Here is a 24,263-nt window from a genome sequence, read left to right on the forward strand (position 1 = left end):
CCGGGTTCAGGCCGGTTCGGGGGCGAGCGTGCGCGGAGTGGGGGCGCCGGTGGTCAGGGCCGCCCGGTGGGCGGCGGTGGTGGTGGCGGCGAGGACGACGTGCACGGGAAGGCCGAGCCGGGCGGCGAGGGCGGCGGCGGGGGCGTACTCGGGGGTCGCCTGGAGGATTCTGCCGCCGCGGTGGCCCACCTTGACCGGGAGGCGATCGCCGAGCACGTCCACGTGCATCCAGCCTCGTTGCAGCTCGGTTTTGCGGACCGGCCGTTCGCGGACGCCCAGGGTGGTGGTGAGGCGGAAGACGGCGTCTCGCAGGGGTTCGGCGCCCTGTGGTGGGCACAGCACGGAGAGCGTGTGTGCGGGGCGGCCCTTCTTCATCAGGATGGGGGTCAGCCAGGCGTCCGAGGCGCCGGCCTCCATGAGGGAGGCCAGGACGCTGGGCCACGCGCGCGGGTCCAGGTCGTCGATGTTGGTTTCCAGGACGACGGCTTCGGCGGCGTCCGCGGCGGCGTCGCCGCTCGCGGCGGGGACCGGGGTGCCGAGGAAGACGCGCGTGACGTTGGGGCGTCCGGGGATGTCCCGGCTGCCGGCCCCGACGCCGGTGCGCTCCAGCCGCAGGTGCGGCAGGGGCGAGCACTCGCGAGCCAGTGTGGTGAGCAGCGCCAGGCCCGTGGGAGTGGCGAGTTCGCCCTCGCCGCCCGCGAACACCTGCCACTCGGCGGCGAGTTCGGCCACCGCGGGGGCCGGGACGGGAAGTTCGCCGTGGGCGGTGCCGACGCGGCCGAAGCCCAACGCCACCGGACCCGCCGTCAGTTCGGTCACGGTGAGGTCGTGCAGCGCGGCACACACCCCGACGACGTCGGCGATGGAGTCCCAGGCACCCACCTCGTGGAAGTGCACCTCCTCCGTGGTGGTGCCGTGTACGTGCGCCTCGGCGACGGCGAGGCGGGCGAAGGCGGCCAGTGCCGACGTGCGGACCGGATCGGCCAGGGGAGCCTGCTCGATGAGGCGGCGTACGTCGCGCCATGTGCGGTGTGCGTGGTCGTGCGCACTCGGCGTCACCTCGATCCGCGTCGCCCGCATCCCGGCGCGCGTGACCTGCGTTTGTTCCAGACGTACCTCGCCCGGGACCACGGCCTCCACCGCGGCGCGTACGGTGCTCAACGCGGCCCCGGCGTCGACGAGGGCGGCGAGCAGCATGTCCCCGGCGATGCCGGCGGACGCGTCGATCCACGCGGCCCTCACGGGCGCAACCGATGCAGGATCTCGCCCGCCTGCGGCACGACGAGGGTGTCCGGATCGGCCGCGAACGCCGCGAAGTCCACCGCAGCGGGGTCCAGATGGCCCAGGTTCGCGCCGCGGACGATGTCTTCGGGAATGCCGGTCGCCAGGGTGACGGTCAACCGGCAGCGCTCGCCCTGCTCTTCGTCGTACGTACCCGCGCCGCGCAGGTGGGTGGAGTGCGCCAGGACGCCCCAGTGCAGATGCTTGAACCGGTCCCACTGCTTGGTGAAGTAGTCGCGGCAGTGGTAGCCGATCTGCTCGATCTCCGGGTGCATCGCGGCGATCGTGCGCACGTGCGGCGCGTACAGGATGACCTCGCCGCCGTCCGCGACGACCGGTTCGAGCTTGTAGAAGCCCTTCGCCGCGGTCCAGATGTCCTCGTACTTCTCCGGGATCACGGACACCACCCGCCGTACGGGTGCGTCGAGGTAGCGGACGTGGACCTGCGCGGACACGTCGGCCGCCGCCGACCACGCCGCCTCCGGGGTTCCGTACGCCATCGCGTGCAGCGCCCCGGTGCCGGATTCGACCACCACGCACAACGCGCGCCGGCGGCTCGGAATCAGCGCGGCCGCCTCGTGGATCAGCGCGCGCACCGGAGTGATGCCGCGCGTGCCGATGATCTCCGCACTGGTGATCAGGGCCCCGAGCCAGTGCGACAGGTCGATGATGTCGGCGCCCGCGACGCCGGGGAAGAAGTACTTGTCACCGCCGGAGAAACCGACCACCTCGTGCGGGAAGACCGGGCCGACGACCAGGGCCACGTCGTGCTCCACGACGGCCCGGTTCAGGCGTACGTCGACCTCTTGGCGCAGCAGCCCGCCGGACAATTCGGCCACCCGGTCGGCGCCGATCGTGCCGACCGAGGCGAACGTCGACGGCTCCCACCACTCGTGGTTGAGCACGGTCATGCCGGGCAACGGCGGGATGTGGGCGGCCAGTTCGGCCTCTCCCATCGGCGCGTGCGTACCCAACGCGACCAGCACCGTCAACCGGGAGACCCGGCCGTACAGCGCCTCGTGCACCGCGGAGAGCAGCAGCGGAAGCGGGCAGCTGCGGGTGCCGTCGGGTACCACCAGGCAAACGCTCCGGCCGTCGAGGTCCTCGCCGGCCAGTTGCTCGGCGACGAAGGCTCGCACCCGGTCCTCGGGCAGGACGGTGCCCGGCCCACCGATCTGTGCTGTCATGGCGGCCAGAGGACCATGGTGTCCGACGTGGTGCAAGTGCCCGGGGCAACACATGGCAACCGGTTGCCGCGCCGAGCCGGCGGCGGCGAACATGCCGTCATGCCAAGCCCCCGCCCCACGACCCGACCGCTGTCCCGCGCGGTCGACGCACGCCCCGCCGCGCCGGTGCGCATGCTCCATCTCGGCCTGGGCGGCTTCTTCCGAGCCCATCAGGCCTGGTACACCGAGCACGCCGGAGACGCCGACCGGTGGGGGATCGCGGCGTTCACCGGGCGCAGCACCACGGTCGCCGAGCGGCTGACCGCCCAGGACGGGCTCTACACGCTGGTCACCCGCGGTCCCGACCGCGACCGCCTAGAGGTGGTCGGTTCGCTCACCTCGGCGCACCCCGGCGGCGACCACGCCGCGTGGCTGGACCACTGGCGGCGGCCGGAACTCGCCGTGGTCACCCTGACGGTCACCGAGGCGGCGTACGCCCGAGCGCCCGGAGGCGGCCTGGACACCCGACGCGCCGATGTGAGCGCCGACATCGCCGCGCTGCGCGCCGATCCGACGGCCCCGGTGTCGACGGTCGCCGCGCGGCTGCTGGCCGGGCTGGCCGCCAGGCGGCGCGCGGGTGGTGGCCCCGTGGCCGTCGTGCCGTGCGACAACCTGCCGGGCAACGGCGAGGTCACCGCGCGGATGGTCGGCGAACTGGCGGACACGATCGGGCGCCCCGAATGGCGCGAGGCTGCCGCGCACGCCTCGTATGTCGCCACCATGGTCGACCGGATCACCCCGTGGACCACCCCGGAGGACGTGGCGGCCGTGCGCGACGCGACCGGGCGTGCCGACGAAGCCCCCGTCGTCACCGAGCCGTTCACCGAGTGGGTGCTCAGCGGCGAGTTCCCGGCCGGGCGGCCGCGCTGGGAGGACGCCGGGGCCCGCTTCGTCGCCGACGTCACGCCGTACGAGGAACGCAAACTGTCGCTGCTCAACGGCGCCCACTCGCTGCTGGCGTACGCGGCGCCGCTGCGCGGGCACGCCACCGTCGCCGAGGCCGTGGCCGATCCGGTCTGCCGGGTGTGGATGCGCGAATGGTGGGACGAGGCGTCGGCCCACCTGGACTTCCCGGAAACCGTGCTGACCACCTACCGGGACGCGCTGACGGACCGCTTCGCGAACCCGCGCATCCGGCACACCCTCGCCAAGATCGCCGAGGACGGGGCCCAGAAGATCCCGGTGCGCATACTTCCGACGCTCTACGCAGAGCGGGCCTCCGGGGCGATGCCGTCCGGCGCGATCCGCGTCATCGCCGCGTGGATGCTGCACCTGCTGGGAAAGAACGGGATCCCGGTACGCGACGGCGCCGCGCCGGTGCTCACCGGATCACCGGCCGAGGCCGTGCCCGCGGTGCTGGCCTTCCTCGATCCAGCCCTGGCCGGGGACGTCGAACTGGTCGAGGCGCTCACCGCGCGGGCCTGGGAACTCGGCTGACCGAAGTCGTCGTCGGCGGCGTGGACATGCGCCGCCCGGATATGCGCTGCGGACCTGCGCTGCGGACCTGCGCCGCGGACCCGACGGCGGCACATCGGCGAACCAACCTCGAACAGGAGAAGCACGTCATGCTCCCGGGACTGTCCGACACCGACGGCGCGGCCGTCGACCGCGTCGGCGCACTGCTCCACACGCCCGGCCGGCTCGGGGTGGCCTTCTCCGGGGGCGTGGATTCCTCCGTGTTGCTGGCCCTGGCCGTGCGCGCGCTGGGCGCCGACCGCGTGATCGCCGTGCTCGGCGTCTCGCCCAGCCTCGCCGCGGACGAGCACACCGCGGCGCTGCGCGTCGCCGCGACGATCGGGGCGCGCGTGGTCGAGGTCGAAACCCGTGAGGGCGACCTGCCGGCGTACCGGGCCAACGGCCCCGACCGGTGTTTCCACTGCAAGAACGAGTTGTTCGCCCGCATTTCCGCCGAGGTGGTCCGGGCGCACGGCCTGACGGCCGTCGCCTACGGCGAGAACGCCGACGACGTGGTACGCGTGGATCGCCCCGGTGCCGAGGCCGCCGTGCGCCACCGGGTGTTGCGCCCGCTCGCCGACGCGGGCCTGGACAAGGCGGCGGTCCGCCGGATCGCCGCCGCGCTGGGCCTGCCCTGCGCGGACAAGCCGGCCGCGCCCTGTCTGGCCTCGCGGATCCCGCACTTCAGCGAGGTCACACCGGACAAGCTGGGCCAGGTCGAGGCAGCCGAACGGGGCCTGCGGGGGCTGGGGTTCAGCGACTGCCGGGTTCGCCACCACGGCGATGTCGCCCGGATCGAGGTGCCCGTCGCCGAGATCGCGGCGCTCGCGGGCGACCTGCGCGAGGCGGCTCTGGCGGTGGTTCGCGACGCCGGGTTCCCGATGGTCGCCGTCGACCTCGCGGGCCAACAATCGGGTGCCTTCACGTTGTCCCTGATCGGAGTTCGCCATGGCTGAAACGACCGAATCGTTCGCACGTCTGGATCACGAGCGGATCGACCGCAGGGGATATCCGGAGGCGATCTTCTGCGAGGGCAAGACCCCGGAGCAGGTGGGCGCGATCGCCGCCGAGCTGCGCGAGCACGGCCGAGGCCCGGCCCTGTTCACCCGCGCCGGTTCCGAGCACGCGCGGGCGGTGCTCGCCGAACTGCCCGACGCCCGGCACGAGTCGCAGGCACGGCTGCTCGTGTGGCCGCCCGTACCGCCCGCTCCGCAGGGAGGTCTCGTGGTGGTGTTGGCGGCGGGCACCTCCGACCTCCCGGTGGCGCTGGAGGCCGAGTTGACCGCCCGCTATCTGGGCCGGCGCTGCGAGCTGGCCGTGGACGTGGGCGTGGCCGGACTGCACCGCGTGATCGGCATGCTCGACCTGCTGCGCTCCGCCCGGGTCGTGGTGGTCGCCGCCGGCATGGACGGCGCGCTGCCCAGCGTGGTGGCGGGGCTGGTCGCGGCACCTGTCGTCGCGGTGCCGACCTCCGTCGGGTACGGAGCGGCCTTCGGCGGCCTGGCGCCGCTGCTGTCCATGCTCAACGCGTGCAGCCCCGGGGTCGCGGTCGTCAACATCGACAACGGCTTCGGGGCCGGGCACCTGGCCGCGCAGATCGCGGCACCCGTCACGCCGGCGGTCGGCGCGGCATCGTAGAGGTCGGCCGGGAGCCAGCCGCGCCTCGCGGCAACACATGACAACCGATTGCCGTGCTCTTCGGCCACGGACGACGATTCGGGTATGCCCTCCTCACTCCATCCCGACCGGCTCCTGCCCGTCGACGCACCGGCACGCGCCGTCGCCCGCCGGCTCTACGAAGCCGTTCGCGACCTGCCGATCCTGTCGCCGCACGGTCACGTGGACCCTCGCCTGCTGGTCGACGACCAGCCGTTCAACGATCCGGCGAGCCTGCTGATCTCCACCGATCACTACGTCACGCGCCTGCTGCACGCCTGCGGCGTCTCGCTGGACGAACTCGGGGTGGGACAGGGGCCGTTGTCTGAATCGCAGGCCCGCCGGGCGTGGCGCGCGATGTGTGGGAACTGGACCGCCTTCCGGGGCACCCCCGTCCGCTACTGGATGGATGCGGAACTCGTCGAGATCTTCGGCGTGACCGAACGCCCCGCCGCGGCCACGGCCGACCGGATCTACGACACGATCGCCGCGCGCCTGGCCGAACCGGCCTACCGCCCGCGGGCGCTGTTCCGCCGCTTCGGCATCGAGGTGCTGGCCACCACCGACGACCCCGCCGACGATCTGGCGGCCCATCGGGCACTGGCCGCCGACCCCGAGTGGACGGCGCGGGTCCTGCCCACCTTCCGCCCCGACCGCTACCTGGAACCCGGTGCGGGCTGGGCGGCGGCCGTGGCGCGCCTGGGTGAGGCCGCGGACACCGACACCTCGGACTACGACGGCTACATCCGGGCGTTGGAGGACCGACGACGCCACTTCATCGCACACGGCGCCACCTCCGCCGACCACAGTCACCCGGACGTGGGCACCGAACCGCTGACCCCCGGCGAGGCCGCCCGCATCTACCGGGCCGCCCTACAGGGCACGGCGAGCGAGGCCGAAGGCGTCGCCTTCCGTCGGCACATGCTCCTGGAGATGGCCCGCATGTCCTGCGACGACGGCCTCGTGATGACCCTGCACCCGTCCGTGCGCCGCAACCACCACGAGCCCACCCACCACCGGTACGGCCCCGACACCGGCCACGACATCCCGCTACGCGCCGAGTTCACCGACGCCCTGCGTCCGCTCCTGCACAGGTACGGAACCGCCGAAGGGTTCCACCTGATCCTGTTCACCCTCGACGAGACCGTCTTCACCCGGGAGATCGCCCCGCTGGCCGGCTTCTACCCCTCGGTCTACGCGGGCGCCCCGTGGTGGTTCCTCGACGCCCCCGACGCCATCCGCCGATTCCGCCGCGCGGTCACCGAGACGGCGGGCTTCGCCCGGACGTCCGGCTTCGTCGACGACACCCGGGCCTTTTGCTCGATCCCCGCCCGCCACGACATGTCACGGCGCCTGGACTGCGGCTACCTCGCCGAACTGGTCGCCGAACACCGACTCGACGAGGACGAGGCGATGGAAACGGCCGTGGACCTGGTCACGGTCAACCCACGAAGGGCATTCAAACTGTGACCCCTGCCTGACCCGGCCCCCGGGCCGACCATCTCGTCGTTCGCGGACCACCCGCAGGTCGCCGAGGACGCCGCCGCCGGAGTGGGCGAGGGGCTCTTTGCCCGTCCTTCTCCGGACTTCGGCACGTCCCACGAGACACGCGGGTGGTCCGTGCCCGGGCTTTGCCCGCGTTCGGCGGGTGCGGCCGGTCGATGTGGACGGTCGGCTGTGAGGTGACGGTGATCCGGCCCGCCGCCCGGTCGGTCCGCGTCCTCGACCACCAGGCACCCCGTCGGGTGGACCGCCAGGCGCCGGGCGGCCTCCAGGAACAGGTCCGGGGCCGGCTTCCCGTGCGCCACGTCCTCGCGCACGACCACCGTGTCGAACAGCTCCCCGAGCCCCACCGCCGCGATGCCCGCCCGCACCACGGGCCCACCACCGCCGGAGGCCACCGCACACGGCAGCCCGAGCCCCCGAGCCCGCCGCACCAGCGCCACGACCTCGGGGAACGTCCGTAACAGATGCGCCTGTTCGACCAGAACCGCCCCGCACCGCGCGAGCACGTCGTCCGTGTGCACCGAGGCACCGAGCTCGACGAGGAGACCGTCGACCGACGTCCCCAACCGCGCCCGATACCAGTCCTCGTCCAGGACCACACCGGCGACCGACGCCAACACCTCGCGCAGAGCCCGGAAATTCATCGGCTGGGAATCGACGACGGTGCCATCCCAGTCCACGAGCACCGCCTCGACGCCCCCCAAATCCACATCCTCCACACCCCGAACCGTACGTCCGGACACACACGACGTCGAGACCCGAACCCCGCCGTGCCCATCCTGCGACAGCAGGGCGCGAGAGTGGCACGACGGACTCCGGCCCCACGCCCCGACATCATGCCGAACTCGGTCGAGCCGGCCGGCTCATAGCCAACTGGCCGAGACCGGCAAGGCGTTCCTCGGCCTCGCACCGGGCGCGGGGGTGAACGTCGTCGAGCCGGCGGACGGCGTGGGCGTGTGCGTCGTACAGGCCGCGTGGCGGCAAGGTGTACGTCGCACCGGCTTCGCCGCCGGCGGCGTCGATGGCCGGGTGATGCCGGGGGAGCGGCGCGGCGGGGTGGCGTGCCAGTTTTGTGAGCGAGTGCTCACCTATGGAGGTGGCGGTGGGTCGCAAGCAGCTCTGGGACCAGGCGGAGGTACTGGGGTCCGCCATGCGACTGTTCCGTGCCCGCGACTATCTCGGGGCCTCGCTGCGGGACATCGAGGAGGCGACCGGGCTGCATCCTGCCGGCGCTCTACCAGGGCCTGTTGGTGCTGGTCCGAGCCGGCACCCCCCGCACGAAACTGCACACCGTCACCGATGGCGCGATGGCGTCGATCGGCCCCCGCCGGATCAGCCGACGTGGACGTGCGGGCGTCGGGCGCGGTCCGGCTCGGCCTCGCGGAGCACCTCGCGGGTCACGGGCGCGACCTCGCCTTGGCCGAAAAGGAAGAACCGCAGGAAATTGGTGAGGGGATTGCCCTCGGTCCATTCGAAATAGATGTGCGGGCGCTGCCCCGACGCGTCGCGCACATGCAGGAGAAGCGCGGCGAGCGCGTTCGGCACCGACGAACTCTCCAGCGTCAGCACCCGGTACCTGCCGTGCAGCACCTCACCTTTGACCCGCATGCCCGCCTCGAACTCCGACGGGTCCACGATCGTCACCTCGACGAAGATCACGTCGTCGCCGGACGGCAGGTGGTTGTCGGCGCGGATCTGCTCGGCCTTGTCGCGGTATTCGGCCTTGTCGCGCGTACCGGGCTGATTGGCGATGAAGCGGATCGTGCGGCGCGTGCAGTCGCGCACGAACCGCTGCGCCATGTCGTCCAACTCCATGTCGGTCACCCGCAGCTCGAACGACCGCACCAGGCGCGAGAGCAGCGACAGCGCCATGATGCCCGCGATGAAGCACGCGCCGATCTTGACGCCGTCCGGGCGCTCGATGACGTTGACCGCGGTCGTGTACACGAACACCGAGGCGATGACGCCGAACGCGATCGTCCACCCGCGCTGGCCGGCCCGGCGGGCGGCGATGGTCACCGCGATGGCCGCCGAGGTGATCAGTACGAGCACGCCGGTCGCGTAGGCGCCGCCCTGCTTGTCGACGCTCGCGTCGAAGATCCAGGTCACCAGGAACCCGACGAGCGTGAAGACGATGACCATCGGGCGTACGGCGCGGGCCCATTGCGGGGCCATGCCGTAGCGGGGCAGGTAGCGCGGCATCAGGTTGAGCAGGCCGGCCATCGCCGACGCGCCGGCGAACCACAGGATGAGGATCGTCGAGACGTCGTAGACCGTCCCGAACGCCGACCCGAGGTTCTCGTGTGCCAGATACGCCAGCGCGCGTCCGTTCGCCGGACCGCCCTCCTCGAAGGCGTCCTTCGGGATCAGCACCGTGGTGATGAAGCTGCTGCAGATCAGGAAGACGCTCATGATCAGCGCCGCCGTCGTGAGCAGCTTCTTGGTGTCCCGGATCCGCGCGGCCGGGCGGTGCGGGTCGTCGTCGGGCGCGCCCTGGACGTGCGGCATGACCGCGACGCCCGTCTCGAACCCGGACAGACCCAGCGCGAGCTTCGGGAAGACGACCAGCGACACACCGACCATCACCCAGATGCTCCCGCGCTCCGCGACCAGCGCGTGCCGCCAGTCGGTGACGACGTGCGGGTGGGCGAACACGCGCCACAGGCCGTCGGCGACCACCACCGCGTTCAGCACCAGATAGACGAACACCAGCACCACGGCCAGGCCGATCGCCTCGCCGAAACCCTTGAGGAACACCGCGCCGAGCAAACCGACCATCAGCAGGGTGATCAGCACCTCGTGGCCGCTGAGCGTGGCCGTGAAGTGCGGGTTCTCCGTCACGTGCGCGGTGGCGTCGGCGGCCGAGAGGGTGATGGTGATGAGGAAGTCGGTGGCCGCGAAGCCGAGCAGGGTGAGTACGAACAGCTTGCCCTTCCAGAAGGACAGCAGCCGTTCGAGCATCGCGATCGAGCCTTCTCCGTGCGGGCTCTCCTCGGCCACCCGTCGATACACCGGCAACGCCCCGAACAGGGTCAGCGCGACCAGCACGATCGTCGCCAGGGGCGAGAGCAGCCCGGCGGCCAACGCCGCGATGCCGGGCTGGTAGCCGAGGGTGGAGAAGTAGTCGAGACCGGTCAGGCACATCACGCGCCACCACGGGCGGCCCGCCTGGCCGGGTGCGGCCGACGTCCCCGGTTTCCCGACGTCGGCCTGGTCCCGGAGCAGCCACGTGCGCAGGCGTGGACGGTGGGCGGCGGGCGCGGCCATGGGATGGTCTCCTGTCGTGCGTGCTGGTCCGACGATGTGGGGAAGTCCGGGTCGCGGACCGGCGGATGCACCCCGGGTGGACAACCGCCGACAGGCGCGATCATGCCCGAATGTCCTATTTACCCGAGATTGCCACACCGTCCGGGCGGCCATCGGTCGGAGATGACGGCTACGCGACGTCGAACGTACACACGGATCACCGTCAAAACCCGCCGGAGAAACGTCAAGATCCCGTCAGGATCACAAACAGAACCGACAAGACGCCAGCACACCAAGAGCAGGCTGAAAACCGAACAGATAAAAGGTTTTCAAGCTTTGGTGGAAACCGAACGCCCACTAGAGTTTTGTGGGCCGGTCCGCCCGCTCGCCGACTTCACCGTCCACGCCCGCGCCACGTTCACCCGAGATTCAGCCAGGAGGTTCCGCTGTGATCGACCACGCGGACGTCATCGTCGTCGGTGCCGGCCTGGCAGGCTTGGTGGCCACGTACGAACTCACCCGTGCGGGGCGGCGGGTGATCGTGCTGGACCAGGAGAACGAGGCCAACCTGGGTGGCCAGGCGTTCTGGTCGTTGGGCGGGTTGTTCCTGGTGGACAGTCCCGAGCAGCGCCGTATGGGTATCAAGGACTCGCGGGAACTCGCACTCGCCGACTGGCTCGGCTCGGCGGGCTTCGATCGCGAGCGTGAGGATCGGTGGCCGCGCCGGTGGGCGGAGGCGTACGTCGACTTCGCCGCCGGGGCCAAACGGGCCTACCTGCACGGGCTCGGCCTGCGGCTGACCCCCGCCGTCGGGTGGGCGGAGCGTGGCGGCGGCACCGCGACCGGGCACGGCAACTCCGTACCGCGTTTCCACGTGACCTGGGGCACCGGCCCCGAGGTGGTGCGGGTGTTTCGCGAACCGGTGCTCGCAGCGGCCGAACGCGGCCTGGTGGACTTCCGGTTCCGGCACCGGGTCGACGACCTGGTGGTCGAGGACGGCGCGGTCACCGGTGTGCGCGGGACCGTACTCGTACCCGACGACGCGCCGCGCGGCGTGCGCTCCTCGCGCGAGGCGGCCGGGGAGTTCGAACTGCGCGCCCAGGCCGTCGTGGTCACCTCCGGCGGGATCGGCGGCGACCACGAACGGGTCCGCGCACACTGGCCGGTCGACCGGCTCGGCCCCGCCCCGGCGGAGATGATCACCGGGGTGCCCGCGTACGTCGACGGCCGGATGCTCGACGCCGCCGAACGCGCCGGGGCGTCCCTGGTCAACCGGGACCGCATGTGGCACTACACCGAAGGCATCAAGAACTGGGACCCCATCTGGCCCGACCACGCGATCCGGATCATCCCCGGCCCGTCCTCGCTGTGGTTCGACGCCACCGGCAAACGCCTGCCCGCCCCGCTGTTCCCCGGCCACGACACCCTCGCCACACTGCGCCACATCGGCGCCACCGGACATCACCACACCTGGTTCGTGCTCACCCGCACCATCGTGGAGAAGGAGTTCGCGCTCTCCGGGTCCGAACAGAACCCCGACATCACCGGTAAGGACCTCAAACTCGCCCTCTCCCGGGTCAAGAAGGGCGCCCCCGGGCCGGTACAGGCATTCCTCGACCACGGCGAGGACTTCGTGGTCCGCCACGACCTGCGTGCCCTCGTCGACGGGATGAACGCACTCACCCCCGACACTCCGCTCGACTACGCCGACATCGAGCGCGAGGTGCTGGCCCACGACCGCGAGGCGGCCAACCCGTACGGCAAGGACCTGCAACTGATGTCCATCCGCAACGCCCGCGCCTACCTGCCCGACAAGATCACCCGCGTGGTCAAACCGCACCGCTTCCTCGACCCCGCACACGGTCCGCTGATCGCCGTACGCCTGCACATCCTCACCCGCAAGAGCCTCGGCGGCCTCGAAACCGACCTCGACGCACGGGCGCTGCGCCCGGACGGCGAGGTGATCCCGGGCCTGTACGCGGCAGGCGAGGCGGCCGGCTTCGGCGGCGGTGGTGTCCACGGCTACAACGCCCTGGAGGGCACGTTCCTCGGCGGCTGCATCTTCTCCGGCCGCGCGGCCGGACGCGCACTGGCGCAACGCCTCGCGTGACGCGTCACGCGCCCCGGGCGCAGCGAAAACAAGGAGACAGCGTCGAGCTGTGCTGCGTCGTCTCCGCCGAGGCGACCGCCGCCGACCACCCCGCCCACCCGTACTTCGTCGCCCGCTACCGGCGCGTTCGCACCGGGATCACCGAAGCCTTGGAACACGCGGGCCGCAAGGGCGCACTACGCGCCGGCGTGGTCCCCGAGCGGTCCGCCCGCGCCCGGCCGAGCCGGATCCTGCGCGGCCCGGGCTTCGGCCTCGGCCTCGGCCGCATGAGCCGAAGCCCAGGCCGAAATTCCTAGCGGCTCAGGTCGCGGAAGCGCTTGACCGCCAGTGGGGAGAACACCGCGATCAGCGCCACCGGCCAGGCCACCGCGAGGAGTTCCGCGTGGGTCGCGGCCCAGGAGCCGCCGCCCGCGCCTGGGTTGCCGAACAGATCGCGTACCGCGCCGGCCGTCGCCGACATCGGGTTCCACTCCACGACCGCGCCCAGCCACGACGGCATCGACTCGGGTGTGGCGATGGCGTTGGAGAGGAAACCGAGCGGCCAGACCAGGATCTGCACCGCCTGCACCAGTTCCGGCCTACCCGCGACCATCGCCAGGTGGATGCCGACCCACAACATCGCGAACCGGAGCAACAACAGCAGCCCCACCGCGCCCAGGAAGGAGGCGAATCCCTCGTGCGTGCGCCAGCCGATGGCGTATCCGACCGCGATCATCACGGTCAGGCCGACCGCCGACTGCAACATGTCGGCGATGCTCCGTCCGACCAGAACCGCGCCGGAGTTCATGGGCATCGAGCGGAACCGGTCGACGACCCCCTTGTCGAGGTCCTGGGTGACCGCGAGCATCGTCGCCTCCAGGCCGAACGCCATGGTCATGGTGAGCATGCCGGGCACCAGGTAGGCCCGGAAGTCCCCGGCGACGCCCCGGCCGCCGCCGATCAGGTAGCCGAACATCAGCAGCATCATCACCGGGAAGACCAGGCCGACGACCACCTGCACGGGTTGGCGCGCCCAGCGGGCCAGTTCGCGCCTGGTCATCGTCCAGGAGTCGACGGCCGCCCAGCCCAACCTCGAACCCACACCATGTGCCGTGCCCGCGCCGTGAATCGCACTCATCCGGCGTCCTCCTTCGTCAGGTGCATGAAGACCTCGTCGAGCGTCGGTCGGCGTACCACGATGTCCTCGGCCTCGATGCCGGCCGCCGCCAGTAGCCGTACGGTTTCGGTCAGCGCGGCCATCCGGTCGGTGATCGAGGTGCCGACCATGCGCCGGTCCTCGTCGACCACCACGTCACCGGGCAGGAGCGAGGCCGCGCGTGCCAACTGGGCCGCGTCGCGCAGGACCACGTCGATGCGGTCGCCACCGGTCTCGGACTTCAGCTCGTCCGCCGTACCCTCCGCGATGACCCTTCCGCGGTCGATCACCGCTATCCGATCGGCCAACCGGTCGGCCTCCTCCAGGTATTGCGTGGTCAGCAGGACGGTGGTGCCGCCGTCCACCAGGGAGCGCACCGCGCTCCACACCTCCGCGCGGCCGCGGGGGTCGAGCCCGGTCGTGGGCTCGTCCAGGAAGAGCACCTGCGGCCGGGAGATGAGCGACGCCGCCAGGTCGAGCCGCCGCCGCATGCCGCCGCTGTACTGCTTGACGGCCTTGTCGCCGGTGTCCGCGAGCCCGAACCGGGCCAGGAGCTCGTCGGCCCGGACCCGGGCGCGGCGGGCGCCGAGATGGTGGAGGCGGCCGAACATCTCCAGGTTCTGGCGGCCACCGAGCTCCTCGTCGACCGCGGCGTTCTGGCCGAGCAGTCCGATGCGCGAGCGCACCTCGGCGGCCCGGCTCCGGACGTCGATTCCCGCCACCTCGACACGTCCCTCGTCGGGGCGCAGCAGCGTGGACATGATGCGTACGGCCGTGGTCTTGCCGGCGCCGTTCGGGCCGAGAATCCCCTGCACGGTCCCGGCGCGGACGGTGAGGTCGAGGCGGTCGAGCGCCTGCTTGTCCCCGTAGCTCTTGCGCAGTCCTTCGACGACGATCGCCGGATCGTAGTCGGGCAAGTCGGCCTCCCTCAATGTCAGTGGTCAAACTTGACTAGAGGGAACGTACGACGTCCCGAGCGGCTAGTCAAACTTGATTACACCTCGACGACGACCCGCGCCGCACTCGCTAGTCAAACTTGTATAGTGATATCGGTAAAAACTGCCCGGAGAGGAGATCGCATGTCAGCGATCCGGCTGCTGATCCTTGGCGCGGTCCGTCAGCACGGACGGGCGCACGGCTATCAGGTCCGCAACGACCTGGAATTCTGGGGGGCCCACGAGTGGTCCAACGCCAAGCCGGGCTCGATCTACCACGCGCTCAAGCAGATGGCGAAGCAGGGACTCCTCGTCGCGCACGACGTCGCCCCGAGCACCGTCGGCGGCCCGCCGCGCGTCGAATACGAGATCAACGACAGGGGAACCGAGGAGTACTTCACCCTGCTTCGCGAGGCCCTGCGTTCGCACGAGCAGAAGACCGACGTGCTCTCGGCCGGCATCGGCTTCATCGTCGACCTGCCGCGGGCCGAGGCGGTCGCACTCCTGGAGGAGAGGGTCGCGGGACTCCAGCGGTGGCGGTCCTCGGTCACCGAGTACTACACGCCGGCGGAGGGGCTCGAACAACTCGGACACATCGGCGAGATCATGAACATGTGGGTGCACTCGGCCGACGCCGGCGCGGCATGGACGCGCGGCCTGATCGAGCGCATCGAGAGCGGCGCGTACACGTTCGCGGGCGAGGGCGAACCCTTCGTGGGCGTACTCGCGGACGACGAGCCGAACCCGTACGCCACGCACCCGGCTCCCGAAAACGACATCCGCGGCAACCGCGAAGAACCCTAGTCGACCCTGACCACGTACTTGCCCCGCACCCCGCCCGCCTCCAGCGCCCGGTGTGCCACCGCTGTCTCTTCCAGCGGGAAAACCGTATCCACCGCCGGCCGCAGCTTCCCCTCCGTTACGCCGGTCGCGCCGGTGCCGAGTGCGGCGATTTCGCCGGCGAAGTCCGGCCCGATGCGGGAACTTTCGGCCGGTGGTGAGGCGGACTCGACCGGAACGGCCGGCCGGTTCGCCGCCGTTCACGCTGAACGCGTGCACGCGTACGAGGACTTCGCCGGGTGCCGGTGCGGGACGTGGCACCCGGCCCGTATACAGCACCTCGGGGCCGCCGAAGCGGTCCGCCGGCGCGGGCAACGCCACCACGTACGGATGGGCCCGGCTTGCGCATCCATCACGCGCCGGCCCACCTCACCAACGGGTGGGAGGAGGGCAACATGCGGGAACTCGCGGGACGGGTCGGTGTGGTCACCGGGGCGGCCGGTGGCATCGGCTACGGCATCGCGCAGGCCTTGGCGGACGACGGGATGCGCGTGGTCTTGGCCGACACGGACACGGGTCGGCTGGAGGAAGCCGCCGCGATGTTGAGGGCGGACGGCGCGGAGGTGGCGGCGGTGCCCACCGACGTGCGGGACGCGGCTGCCGTCCGGGCCCTCGCGGATGCCGCACTGGCCGGTTTCGGACGGGTCGACGTCGTCTGCAACAACGCCGGGGTGTGGACGTTGAACAGGCAGTGGGAGACCGAACTCGTCGACTGGCAGTGGGTCGTGGACGTCAACCTGTGGGGCGTCGTGCACGGCGTGCGCACGTTCGTTCCGCTGATGCTCGCGCAACCGGAAGGCGGACACATCGTGAACACCGCGTCGATGGGCGGCTTGATCGGCGGCGCGATGACCGGACCGTACGGCGCCACGAAACACGCGATCGTCGGCCTGACCAAGGGACTTCGTGCCGAACTGGCCGACACCGCGGTCGGGGTGTCGCTGTTGTGTCCGGGCAAGGTGCGATCCGAGATGCTCGACCGGGTCAACGCCCGCCCGGTCGCGGACGCCGACGGGATGCCCGGCGACGGCGGGCCGACGCCGTCCGCCCGGGACATGATCGACGCGATGCGCAGGTCGCGGGCGGGGGCGATGAGCGCCAGGGAGTCCGGCGAACAGGTCGCCGCGGCGATCCGCGAGGACAGGTTCTGGGTGCTGCCGGGCGCCGATGCCCACGCGCCCTTGGTGCGCGCGGAGTTCGACGAACTGATCGGCGCGTTCGGATCGACGCCGGCAGACGGGTGAGTCCCGGACCGGGCGCGTGCCGGCGTCCGGCGTGGTCAGCCCTCGCGGCGGAGCGCGGACAACAGGGCGAGCGTCGCGGCGCGTTCCTCGGCGGTGCCGGTCAGGCTCGCGGTCAGCTCGGTCGCGCCGGCCTCGGCGTAGCGGCGAATCCCGCGCGCCACCGTCTCCTCGTCCCCGGCGATCACCGTCTCGACCACGCCCTTCTTCCCCTGGCGGTCCAACTGTGCGCGGTATGCGGGCAGTTCGCCGGCGAAGCCGAGGCGCTGCCCGACCTCGCGCAGTACCCGTGCCGGGTCGGCGGTGACGCTGACGATGGCGGTGACCACGATGCGGGGGGCGGGTCGCCCGGCCGCCGCGGCGGCCTCGGTGACGGTGGGGCGGATGTGTTCGGCGATCGCGTCCGGGCCGGTCCACACCACGACCACGCCGTCGGCGAGTTCGCCCGCGACCCGCAACATCCTCGGTCCCAGCGCGGCCAGGAGCAGATCGGGCGTGCCGGCGCCGGGGGTATCCAGGGTGCCGACCGCGGTGACGGTGCGACCGCGGTGCTCGACGCCCTCACCGCGCAGCAACGGGCCCAGAACGGTGAGGTATTCGCGGATGTGGTCGGCCGGACGATCGTAGGAGTGGCCGAACACGCCCTCGATCACCGGCTTGTGCCCGGGACCGACCCCCAACGTGAACCGCCCGCCGGTGGCGGCATGCGCGGTCAGGGCCTGACCGGCCAGCGCGATCGCGTGTCGGGGGTAGGTGGGCACGATCGAGGTGCCGACGTCGATGCCCGGGACGCGAGCGCCGGCGAGGGCGGCCACGGTGATCGCGTCCCAGGAGGCGAGTTGGGGAAGGAAAGCGCTGTCCAGCCCGGCCCGAGCCGCGTCCCGGACACCGTCCAGGAGGTCGTCGAGGCCGGGTCGTTCCGGGTTGACCAGGGTTCCGATGCGCATCGCGACTCCAAGGTGAATCGTGGATTCATGTTGCCCGATGCAGCGTAACCTAAGCTGAACCCGTCCTTCAGGTTGGTCGTGGTGCATCTTCCGCGACGAAAACGAAAGAAAGGGTTCCCCGAGTGCGAGCCGACGCCGAACGCAACCGCGCGCTGATCGGCGCGGCGGCGCTTCGCCTGTTCTCCCGGCACGGCGCCGACGTGTCGATGGAGCGGATCGCCCGCGAGGCCGGCGTCGCCGTCGGCACCCTGTACCGGCATTTCCCGGACCGCAACGCCCTGGTCCACGCGATCGCCGCCTGCACGCTGCGCGATCTGCTGGCCCATGCCCGGGAGGCGGTCGGGCGAGACGAGCCGCGGCGACGCACGCTGATCGAGATCGTGAAGTACTGCACCCACCTCCCACTGGCCCTGGTCGCCACGCTGACCGCGACGCCGGTGGCGGACCCAGAGGTGGTGGAACTGCAACGCGAGGTCGACGCCCTCCTGGAGCAGGTGATCGGCCAAGCACAGGAGGAGGGCGACCTGCGCCGAGACCTCACGGCCACCGAAATCCTGACCCTGGTCAAGGTAATGGTCTGCCGCGCCGACGCCCGACCCGACGACCCGCTCACCGTGGTGATCCTGGCCGGCCTGGCACCATGAACGCGCACCGCCCGCCGCCGAGGGCCGGGTCGCGGTCGACGACGACGCGCGACCCGGCCGGGTGGCGGGACGGGGACGGGGACGGGACGGGGCGGAGAGGCTGCCCGCGGTCCCGCTCCGGCTACTTGCCGAACGTGAGCGATACCGCCGGTGAGGCGTTGCCGTACGCGTCCACGGCCACGACCCGGGCCACGTACCGGCCACGCGCGACCGTGCCCGGTACGGGGATGTCGAGGGTGTTCGGGCGGGGCATGAAGTAGTAGTCCGACAAGACCTTGGACGAGACGAGCGACTTGCCCGTCGCCGCGTCGGTGATGTCGACGTTGTAGTGGTGCACCATCTGGTCGTCCGTGGCCTGGGCGATCCGTACGGCCGTGCCGCCCTTGGCGTCGCGCACCGCGGACAGCGGCTCACGCGTGGTGAACCGCGGTGCCACGGTGTTGCGCGCGGCCTTGGTATACGTGAAGTTGTCCTTGATCTGCTGGTTCGTCGAGCCCTTGAGGCGCACGGTCCAGGTGGGACCGCTCAGGGTGCCCGCGCTGGCGTACGGTGGCTGCCAGCTCGCCGACCACTTGCCGTCGGTGTAGATGTCGTGCTTGTCCGCGGCCATGTTCACCCGCGCGATTTCCGTGCGGTCCCGGTAGACCTCGACGAACAGCGCCTGCGCGGTCGGCGACTCGAACCGGTCGGCGAGACCCTTGTCGGTGACCATTTGGTAGCCGTGGTCCATCTCGACGTACGACATCGAACCGTCGTTGACCGAGGTGAAGTCGCGCTGCTGGATGGAACGTTCGTCGTTGATGTTCAGGTGCGAGTGGCCGGAGAAGTAGACGGCCTGCGGGAACGCGCTCAGGTCCTCCGTGAGGCGCGGGTTGCTCGCCTGCTGTCCGTCCATGACCGTGTCCGTGGCGGGCCGGTGGCCCTGGACCAGGACGGGCTTGCCGGCGTACGCCCGGTCGGCGGTGATCGCGGCGAGCCGCTGCTTGAGCCAGGCGCGCTGGGCCGTGTCGGAGTTGTACGTCTCGGAGTTGATCGTCAGCACGTGCAGGCCGCCCACCACGGAGTCGTAGTAGCCGCCGCCCGAATCGGGGAACCACGCCTTGGGGTAACCGGCCCGTATCGCGGCCAGGCTGTCGTCGTGGTTGCCGGTGGAGATCAGCACCTGTGTGTCGGTCATGCTCTTGCGGGCCAGGTTGGCCTGGAAGATCTCGGAGACGATTTTGTGGTCGGGGCCCTTGCCGTCGCCGTTGTCGTTGATCATGTCGCCGTTCACCAGGATCGCGTCCGGCTTGGGGAAGACGGATCCGATGGTGTCGAAGAAGCTCTCGTACTTCTTGTCGTTGGCGGCGTGACCACCGACGTGGACGTCGGACATCACGACCATGCGAGCGAGGGGCTTCTCGGCGGTCTTGATCAGATAGCCGTACGACACCGGGACACTGGCCCGGTTGCCGTGGAAGGCGACCGCCGTGACGTTGGTGTCCTTGTCGATCCGCAGCGGACGGCCGGGGGAGTAGACGCGGCTGTCGCGGGTCGGGGTCGTGCCGTCCAGCGTGTAGCGCACCGTCGTGCCGCGCTGGACCTGGAACTTCACGTCCACGGCGTGCTCGTAGCGCCCGCCGGGGACGGTGACGTGCGGCGCGGACGGGGTGGCGGGATCGGCCTGCGCGACGGCCGGGGCGACGGCGGGGGAGACGAGCGCGATGGAGGCCGCGGCGATCACGAGAGGGGTGAGTCTCACGGGTTTCCTGTTCTCTGGTTCCGGTGGCGGACGCGGCTTCTCCATGCGGTTTATAACGTATGGATAACCGGTCTGGTCCAGAGAGGCTATGCGGGCCGTGTCGATCGGAGGCGCGTTCGAATCGACCTTCCGGTGAAGTGATCATGAACGTCTGGCAGGTTGGGTGGAGCCTGCGGTTCGGGCGTGTCCCGACCGTGGGGCGGATGTTCCGGCGGCGGTCGGGGAGAGTTTCTGCCGGTTTCTACCGATCGCGCGTGACGGACCAGGCCGGCAGGTGTGCGAAGAACGCCACGGCCTCCGGCCGCCATCGTTCACCCCACGTGCCGGTCAGCGCCGCCGCCTCTCGCGCGTGGTGCTCGGCGTCGGCTCGCAGGCTGCTGTCGATGCCGTGGGCGCGGGCGATCCGGCGGATCCGGTCGAGGGCGTCGTCGTCACAGGCCGGATCTCCCAGAACGGCGTCCACCACCTTGCGTTCGGCGTCGTCGGCCGCCGCCAGGAGGGCGCGGACGACGTAGCTGCGTCGCCCGGTGCGGATATCCGATCCGAGGGGTTTGCCGAGGGTTGCCGAGTCGCCGAACAGGTCGAGCCAGTCGTCGTGGATCTGGTTGGCGATGCCCACCGCGGTGGCGTAGGCGCGCAGTTCGCCCTCGTACGGAGCGATGTCGGCGCCGGCGGCGAGCAGGCCGAGGCGCAGCGGGGCGAGCACCGAGTAGCGGGTCGACTTGTATTCGGTGACGGTGTGCAGGAACCCGATGTCGGCGTCCGGGTGGAAGTCGCGTTCCAGGTCCAGGATTTGCCCGTTGATCATGGCGGCCCCCGCATCGGCGGGAACGGCGGCCATGGTCGCGATGCGGGCGGGTGGCAGGTCGCCGGTGAGCAGGACGCGCAGGGACAGGAACGCGGCCAGGTCGCCGGCGAGGACGGCCAGGGCGAGGGCGACGTCGGGTCGGTCGGGGAACCGGCTGCGGTAGGCGTAGTAGGTGGATGGGCCGCCTCGGCGTACGGCCGCGTCGTCGATGATGTCGTCGTGGATCAGGCCGTGGGTGTGCAGCAGTTCGATGCTCACGGCGGCATCGTCGAGTCCGGGCACCGGCTCGTGCGTGACCAGGGCGGCGGCCTCGTGCAGCAGGGCGACCCGAAGGCGTTTGCCGCCGCGCAGTGACAACTCGCGTACCAGGTCGAGGGCCTGGCGGGGAAACGCGCCCTGCGGCGGCAGGTCCAGGGCGCCGCGCGCCGGATCGGTCAGGGCGTCGAAATAGGCCGCGAAGCGGACTTCGAACCGCTGCTGGTGGGCGGCTGCGCGATGTAGGGCGGCTGTCAGGGCGTCGTTCACCGAACCAGGGTTGCATGCCGCCACGCGGACCCCGTCGCTGCCGGGTCGGTCCCGCCGACCACGCGGCGCGGACTCGGGGTTCGCGCGCATCGGCCTCGACGGACGCATTCGCGGCCGCGCGTCGGGTGGCGCGTGACCCGTTGACAGGTGCCTTATCGGGCTCTAGCGTGCTCCATCACCAGTTAGGAAACTTTCCTAACTATCCAGGTCCAGCGCCAACTTCCCCCGCGTGAAAGACCGTTGCCGGAAATCGCGCACCGCGAAGACGCCCGCAGCGGCCCGCTCGGGGAGCACCACGAGCCGCCGAGCCGCCCCCGCGCTCGGTCCCTCTTCGCTGGAGGACACCGTGAGACGCAGCAAACCCCGGCCGTCCAGGGCATTCGGCGCCCTGGTGGCCGCGGCCACCACCGCCTCGCTCTGCGTGGCGCTGCCCGCCGCCCACTCCGCTCCCCTTCCTCGCGCCGCCGCCACGTACGAGGCGGAGGCCGCCCAGGTCGTCAAGGGCAAGGTGGAGTCCAACCACGCCGGTTACACCGGCACCGGCTTCGTGAACTTCGACGCGGTCTCCGACGCGTACGTCGAGTTCACCGTCCAGGCGCAGCAACCGGGTGCCACGAAGCTCGACTTCCGCTACGCCAACGGCACGTCCGTGGACCGGCCGCTGGACGTCACGGTCAACGGAACCCAGGCCGCCAACGATCTCTCCTTCCCCGGCACCGGCGCCTGGACGACCTGGAAGACGGCCTCCGTCACGACGGCACTGGTCGCCGGTACCAACAGGATCCGCGCCACCACCTCGGGCGTGGACGGCCCCAACCTCGACAGCCTGATCGTCACCCCGCAGGGCCCGGCCGACACCGAGAAGCCGACGGCCCCGAAGAACCTGCGCAAGGACAAGGAGCCGACCACCACCTCCGTCTCGCTCGCCTGGGACGCGGCCACCGACAATGTGAAGGTCACCGGGTACGACGTCTACCAGCACGGCCAACTCATGAAGCAGGTCGACGGCTCCACGTTGGCCACCACGGTGACCGGCCTGACACCGGAGACCAGCTACGACTGGACCGTCTTCGCGCGCGACGCCGTCCCGAACGTCTCCGACGCCAGCAACGCGGTCACCATCGCCACGCTGCCCGCGCCGCCCGACGGCGAGGCGCCGAGTGTGCCGCAGGGGCTGCGCGCCACCGGCAAGACCGCGACGAGCGTCGACCTGGCCTGGACCCCGTCCACGGACAATGTGCAGGTCACGGGATATGACATCTACCGTGACGGCGCCGCCGCCGGCACCTCGGAGACCGCGTCCACGACCGTCGCCGGCCTGAAGGCGGCCACGGCGTACCGGTTCAAGGTGCGGGCCTTCGACGCCAAGGGCAACCGGTCGGCGTTCGGCCCGGAAATCAGCGTCACCACCGCCGGTTCCCAGCCGGGTGGCGTTCCCGATCCGGGCACCGTGAAGACCCTGGCCAGTGGTGTGGATGTGGCCTGGGGCGTGGCGTTCCTGCCGGACGGCTCCGGGATCTACACCGAGCGCAACACCTTCGACGTCTATCGACTGACCAAATCCGGCCAGAAGACGAAGCTCGGCAAGGTACCCAACTCGCAGACCACCGGCGGCGAGGGCGGCCTCATGGGGCTGGAGGTCTCCCCGAACTTCGCCACCGACCACTACCTGTACTTCCTGCACACCTCGACCGACGGCAACCGCATCGCCCGGATGAAGCTGGAGAACAACACGCTCAGCGGCTACAAGGTGCTGCTCGACGGCATGGCCAAGAGCCGCTTCCACAACGGCGGACGGCTTCGCTTCGGCCCCGACGGCAAGCTGTACGCCGGCATGGGCGACGCCCAGAACGACTCCAGGGCGCAGGACAAGAACTCCCTCAACGGCAAGATCCTGCGCATCAATCCGGACGGCTCGATCCCGTCGGACAACCCGTTCGGCAACGCCGTCTGGTCCATCGGGCACCGCAACCCGCAGGGCCTGGACTTCGACTCCCAGGGCCGGCTCTGGCAGGCGGAGTTCGGCGACAGCATCATGGACGAGGTCAACCTGATCCAGAAGGGCGGCAACTACGGTTGGCCCAACTGCCAGGGCACCGAGGGTAGTTGCGCCGGATACATCGCGCCGAAGAAGACCTGGCCGGTGTCGTCCGCCTCGCCGAGCGGCCTGACCATCATCAACGACTACGTGTTCGTGGCCACGACCCGGGGTGAGCGCGTCTACCGGTTGCGTATCGACTCCGACTCCAACCTGGTCGAGCAGAAGGCGTACTTCGAGGGCACGTACGACCGGCTGCGCACCGTGGAGGTCGACCCCGACGGGGACATCTGGCTCACCACGTCCACGGACAAGGACGGCACGGCGGGCAACGACCGGATCCTGCTGATCGACATCGTCTACTCGAACGGCGTAGCCCAGGATCCCGGCAAGCCCGAGCCGACGGGCACAACCTCCGCAGCCTGGGACGCTTCGCCGACCCGGGACACCACACCACCCCCGACCAACCCCTGACCCTCCGCCCCGCCCCAACCGGACCGAGCCCACCGCGGCCCGGCCCGGTTGCGGGCACGCGCACGGGGAAGCCGGGTCGCGCTGGTCAGACGGCGGCGAGGGCGGTCGGGAGCGTGTCCGCGCGCAGGCGGATCCCGGGTGTGTCGGCCCCGGTGACTCGGACGCCGGCCTCGACGGTTTCCCAGTCGATGGCGTATCCGGCGTAGTGGGACAGCGGTTCCAGGAACGTGCGCGGGTTACGCCCCCAGATCCATCCAACGATCGGGGCGGGCGGCCCCCAGTCGTCGGGTCCGGCGGCTTGCGGCGATGTGTGGTTGTTGCCGAGGTGGGGGTTGTGACTGCGGGGAGTTACCTCCGGGTGTGTTGGTGGGGGTGCTCGGGTTCGGGTCGGTGCGTGTCTCAAGATCAATGTCACCTTGTCGATCCTATCGATTGTGAAATCTGACGCATCGTCA

General features: G+C 70.9%; 21 protein-coding genes and 1 pseudogene. 10 read left to right on the top strand and 12 right to left on the bottom strand.

Features of this window, described 5'->3' with window-relative positions:
- Positions 1 to 6 precede the first annotated feature (6 nt).
- Together larC and ACFXKZ_RS35790 are read right to left on the bottom strand one after the other, a co-directional pair.
- Positions 7 to 1,242: a nickel pincer cofactor biosynthesis protein LarC gene (gene larC, locus ACFXKZ_RS35785; protein ID WP_380006347.1), complete on the bottom strand. Its 1,236-nt coding sequence runs from the start codon at positions 1,240 to 1,242 to the stop codon at positions 7 to 9.
- Entirely contained in the window at positions 1,239 to 2,468 is a 1,230-nt protein-coding gene (locus ACFXKZ_RS35790; RefSeq protein ID WP_380006350.1) for a lactate racemase domain-containing protein, read from the bottom strand. Before ACFXKZ_RS35790 ends, larC begins: the two co-directional genes overlap by 4 nt.
- A 99-nt stretch (positions 2,469 to 2,567) precedes the next feature.
- Between ACFXKZ_RS35790 and ACFXKZ_RS35795 the strand changes: the two genes are divergently transcribed.
- The 4 genes from ACFXKZ_RS35795 (at position 2,568) to uxaC (ending at position 7,088) form a co-directional block, all read left to right on the top strand.
- On the top strand, positions 2,568 to 3,944 hold the full coding sequence (locus ACFXKZ_RS35795; RefSeq protein ID WP_380006353.1) for a mannitol dehydrogenase family protein: 1,377 nt from the start codon (positions 2,568 to 2,570) through the stop codon (positions 3,942 to 3,944).
- Positions 3,945 to 3,970: 26 nt separating this feature from the next.
- Positions 3,971 to 4,918: an asparagine synthase-related protein gene (locus ACFXKZ_RS35800; protein ID WP_380006356.1), complete on the top strand. Its 948-nt coding sequence runs from the start codon at positions 3,971 to 3,973 to the stop codon at positions 4,916 to 4,918.
- Positions 4,911 to 5,600, top strand: a complete 690-nt coding sequence (larB, locus tag ACFXKZ_RS35805) for a nickel pincer cofactor biosynthesis protein LarB (protein ID WP_380006359.1) — start codon at positions 4,911 to 4,913, stop codon at positions 5,598 to 5,600. The genes ACFXKZ_RS35800 and larB overlap by 8 nt, the downstream gene beginning before the upstream one ends.
- An 84-nt stretch (positions 5,601 to 5,684) precedes the next feature.
- The gene (gene uxaC, locus ACFXKZ_RS35810; RefSeq protein ID WP_380006362.1) at positions 5,685 to 7,088 is read left to right on the top strand and encodes a glucuronate isomerase; all 1,404 of its coding nucleotides are present in this window, start codon (positions 5,685 to 5,687) and stop codon (positions 7,086 to 7,088) included.
- Here uxaC and ACFXKZ_RS35815 read toward each other — a convergent pair.
- Positions 6,983 to 7,843 (bottom strand): HAD family hydrolase, encoded by an 861-nt coding sequence (locus ACFXKZ_RS35815; protein ID WP_380006365.1) that lies wholly within the window; start codon positions 7,841 to 7,843, stop codon positions 6,983 to 6,985. The genes uxaC and ACFXKZ_RS35815 overlap by 106 nt on opposite strands.
- Before the next feature lie 613 nt (positions 7,844 to 8,456).
- On the bottom strand, positions 8,457 to 10,391 hold the full coding sequence (locus tag ACFXKZ_RS35820; protein ID WP_380006368.1) for an amino acid transporter: 1,935 nt from the start codon (positions 10,389 to 10,391) through the stop codon (positions 8,457 to 8,459).
- 427 nt (positions 10,392 to 10,818) lie between these two features.
- Here ACFXKZ_RS35820 and ACFXKZ_RS35825 point away from each other — a divergent pair, with 427 nt between their 5' ends.
- Positions 10,819 to 12,480: an FAD-binding dehydrogenase gene (locus tag ACFXKZ_RS35825; protein WP_380006371.1), complete on the top strand. Its 1,662-nt coding sequence runs from the start codon at positions 10,819 to 10,821 to the stop codon at positions 12,478 to 12,480.
- Positions 12,477 to 12,776 (top strand): hypothetical protein, encoded by a 300-nt coding sequence (locus ACFXKZ_RS35830; RefSeq protein WP_380006374.1) that lies wholly within the window; start codon positions 12,477 to 12,479, stop codon positions 12,774 to 12,776. Before ACFXKZ_RS35825 ends, ACFXKZ_RS35830 begins: the two co-directional genes overlap by 4 nt.
- On the opposite strand, the gene ACFXKZ_RS35835 is transcribed toward ACFXKZ_RS35830, so the two are convergent.
- The gene (locus tag ACFXKZ_RS35835; RefSeq protein ID WP_380006377.1) at positions 12,773 to 13,597 is read right to left on the bottom strand and encodes an ABC transporter permease; all 825 of its coding nucleotides are present in this window, start codon (positions 13,595 to 13,597) and stop codon (positions 12,773 to 12,775) included. The two genes, ACFXKZ_RS35830 and ACFXKZ_RS35835, sit on opposite strands and share 4 nt — an antisense overlap.
- The gene (locus ACFXKZ_RS35840; RefSeq protein ID WP_380006380.1) at positions 13,594 to 14,532 is read right to left on the bottom strand and encodes an ATP-binding cassette domain-containing protein; all 939 of its coding nucleotides are present in this window, start codon (positions 14,530 to 14,532) and stop codon (positions 13,594 to 13,596) included. The genes ACFXKZ_RS35835 and ACFXKZ_RS35840 overlap by 4 nt, the downstream gene beginning before the upstream one ends.
- Positions 14,533 to 14,694: 162 nt before the next feature.
- Here ACFXKZ_RS35840 and ACFXKZ_RS35845 point away from each other — a divergent pair, with 162 nt between their 5' ends.
- Complete coding sequence (locus ACFXKZ_RS35845; protein ID WP_380006383.1) at positions 14,695 to 15,354, top strand: PadR family transcriptional regulator; 660 nt, start codon at positions 14,695 to 14,697, stop codon at positions 15,352 to 15,354.
- Here the strand turns inward: ACFXKZ_RS35845 and ACFXKZ_RS35850 are convergent.
- Both ACFXKZ_RS35850 and ACFXKZ_RS35855 read right to left on the bottom strand, forming a co-directional pair.
- Positions 15,351 to 15,446, bottom strand: a complete 96-nt coding sequence (locus ACFXKZ_RS35850) for a zinc-binding dehydrogenase (RefSeq protein ID WP_380006867.1) — start codon at positions 15,444 to 15,446, stop codon at positions 15,351 to 15,353. The genes ACFXKZ_RS35845 and ACFXKZ_RS35850 overlap by 4 nt on opposite strands.
- A gap of 15 nt (positions 15,447 to 15,461) precedes the next feature.
- A pseudogene (locus tag ACFXKZ_RS35855) lies at positions 15,462 to 15,711 on the bottom strand (alcohol dehydrogenase catalytic domain-containing protein); the annotation flags it as partial.
- A 20-nt stretch (positions 15,712 to 15,731) separates the two neighbouring features.
- Between ACFXKZ_RS35855 and ACFXKZ_RS35860 the strand changes: the two are divergent.
- Complete coding sequence (locus ACFXKZ_RS35860) at positions 15,732 to 16,634, top strand: SDR family NAD(P)-dependent oxidoreductase (protein WP_380006386.1); 903 nt, start codon at positions 15,732 to 15,734, stop codon at positions 16,632 to 16,634.
- Between the two features lie 35 nt (positions 16,635 to 16,669).
- Here ACFXKZ_RS35860 and ACFXKZ_RS35865 read toward each other — a convergent pair whose 3' ends face one another.
- A complete protein-coding gene (locus tag ACFXKZ_RS35865; protein ID WP_380006389.1) occupies positions 16,670 to 17,578 on the bottom strand; it encodes a TIGR03564 family F420-dependent LLM class oxidoreductase in 909 nt (302 codons plus the stop codon).
- 122 nt (positions 17,579 to 17,700) lie between these two features.
- Between ACFXKZ_RS35865 and ACFXKZ_RS35870 the strand changes: the two genes are divergently transcribed.
- Entirely contained in the window at positions 17,701 to 18,222 is a 522-nt protein-coding gene (locus ACFXKZ_RS35870; RefSeq protein WP_380006392.1) for a TetR/AcrR family transcriptional regulator, read from the top strand.
- 121 nt (positions 18,223 to 18,343) lie between these two features.
- Here the strand turns inward: ACFXKZ_RS35870 and ACFXKZ_RS35875 are convergent, their stop codons facing one another.
- The gene (locus ACFXKZ_RS35875) at positions 18,344 to 19,963 is read right to left on the bottom strand and encodes a metallophosphoesterase (protein ID WP_380006395.1); all 1,620 of its coding nucleotides are present in this window, start codon (positions 19,961 to 19,963) and stop codon (positions 18,344 to 18,346) included.
- 241 nt (positions 19,964 to 20,204) lie between these two features.
- Positions 20,205 to 21,296, bottom strand: coding sequence for a polyprenyl synthetase family protein (locus ACFXKZ_RS35880; protein ID WP_380006398.1), 1,092 nt, complete (start codon positions 21,294 to 21,296; stop codon positions 20,205 to 20,207).
- 508 nt (positions 21,297 to 21,804) lie between these two features.
- Between ACFXKZ_RS35880 and ACFXKZ_RS35885 the strand changes: the two genes are divergently transcribed.
- Complete coding sequence (locus tag ACFXKZ_RS35885) at positions 21,805 to 23,808, top strand: PQQ-dependent sugar dehydrogenase (protein WP_380006870.1); 2,004 nt, start codon at positions 21,805 to 21,807, stop codon at positions 23,806 to 23,808.
- 85 nt (positions 23,809 to 23,893) lie between these two features.
- Here the strand turns inward: ACFXKZ_RS35885 and ACFXKZ_RS35890 are convergent, their stop codons facing one another.
- A complete protein-coding gene (locus tag ACFXKZ_RS35890) occupies positions 23,894 to 24,211 on the bottom strand; it encodes a hypothetical protein (protein ID WP_380006401.1) in 318 nt (105 codons plus the stop codon).
- Between the last annotated feature and the right edge of the window lie 52 nt (positions 24,212 to 24,263).

This window comes from Embleya sp. NPDC059237 (genome assembly GCF_042754105.1).
GTDB lineage: Bacteria > Actinomycetota > Actinomycetes > Streptomycetales > Streptomycetaceae > Embleya.

What these genes read in the sequence shown, in the direction of transcription:
- ACFXKZ_RS35790 (WP_380006350.1), bottom strand. Translation starts at nt 2,468, where the DNA reads ATGACAGCACAGATCGGTGGGCCGGGCACCGTCCTGCCCGAGGACCGG.
- ACFXKZ_RS35795 (WP_380006353.1), top strand. Translation starts at nt 2,568, where the DNA reads ATGCCAAGCCCCCGCCCCACGACCCGACCGCTGTCCCGCGCGGTCGAC.
- ACFXKZ_RS35800 (WP_380006356.1), top strand. Translation starts at nt 3,971, where the DNA reads ATGCGCCGCCCGGATATGCGCTGCGGACCTGCGCTGCGGACCTGCGCC.
- larB (WP_380006359.1), top strand. Translation starts at nt 4,911, where the DNA reads ATGGCTGAAACGACCGAATCGTTCGCACGTCTGGATCACGAGCGGATC.
- uxaC (WP_380006362.1), top strand. Translation starts at nt 5,685, where the DNA reads ATGCCCTCCTCACTCCATCCCGACCGGCTCCTGCCCGTCGACGCACCG.
- ACFXKZ_RS35820 (WP_380006368.1), bottom strand. Translation starts at nt 10,391, where the DNA reads ATGGCCGCGCCCGCCGCCCACCGTCCACGCCTGCGCACGTGGCTGCTC.
- ACFXKZ_RS35835 (WP_380006377.1), bottom strand. Translation starts at nt 13,597, where the DNA reads ATGAGTGCGATTCACGGCGCGGGCACGGCACATGGTGTGGGTTCGAGG.
- ACFXKZ_RS35845 (WP_380006383.1), top strand. Translation starts at nt 14,695, where the DNA reads ATGTCAGCGATCCGGCTGCTGATCCTTGGCGCGGTCCGTCAGCACGGA.
- ACFXKZ_RS35865 (WP_380006389.1), bottom strand. Translation starts at nt 17,578, where the DNA reads ATGCGCATCGGAACCCTGGTCAACCCGGAACGACCCGGCCTCGACGAC.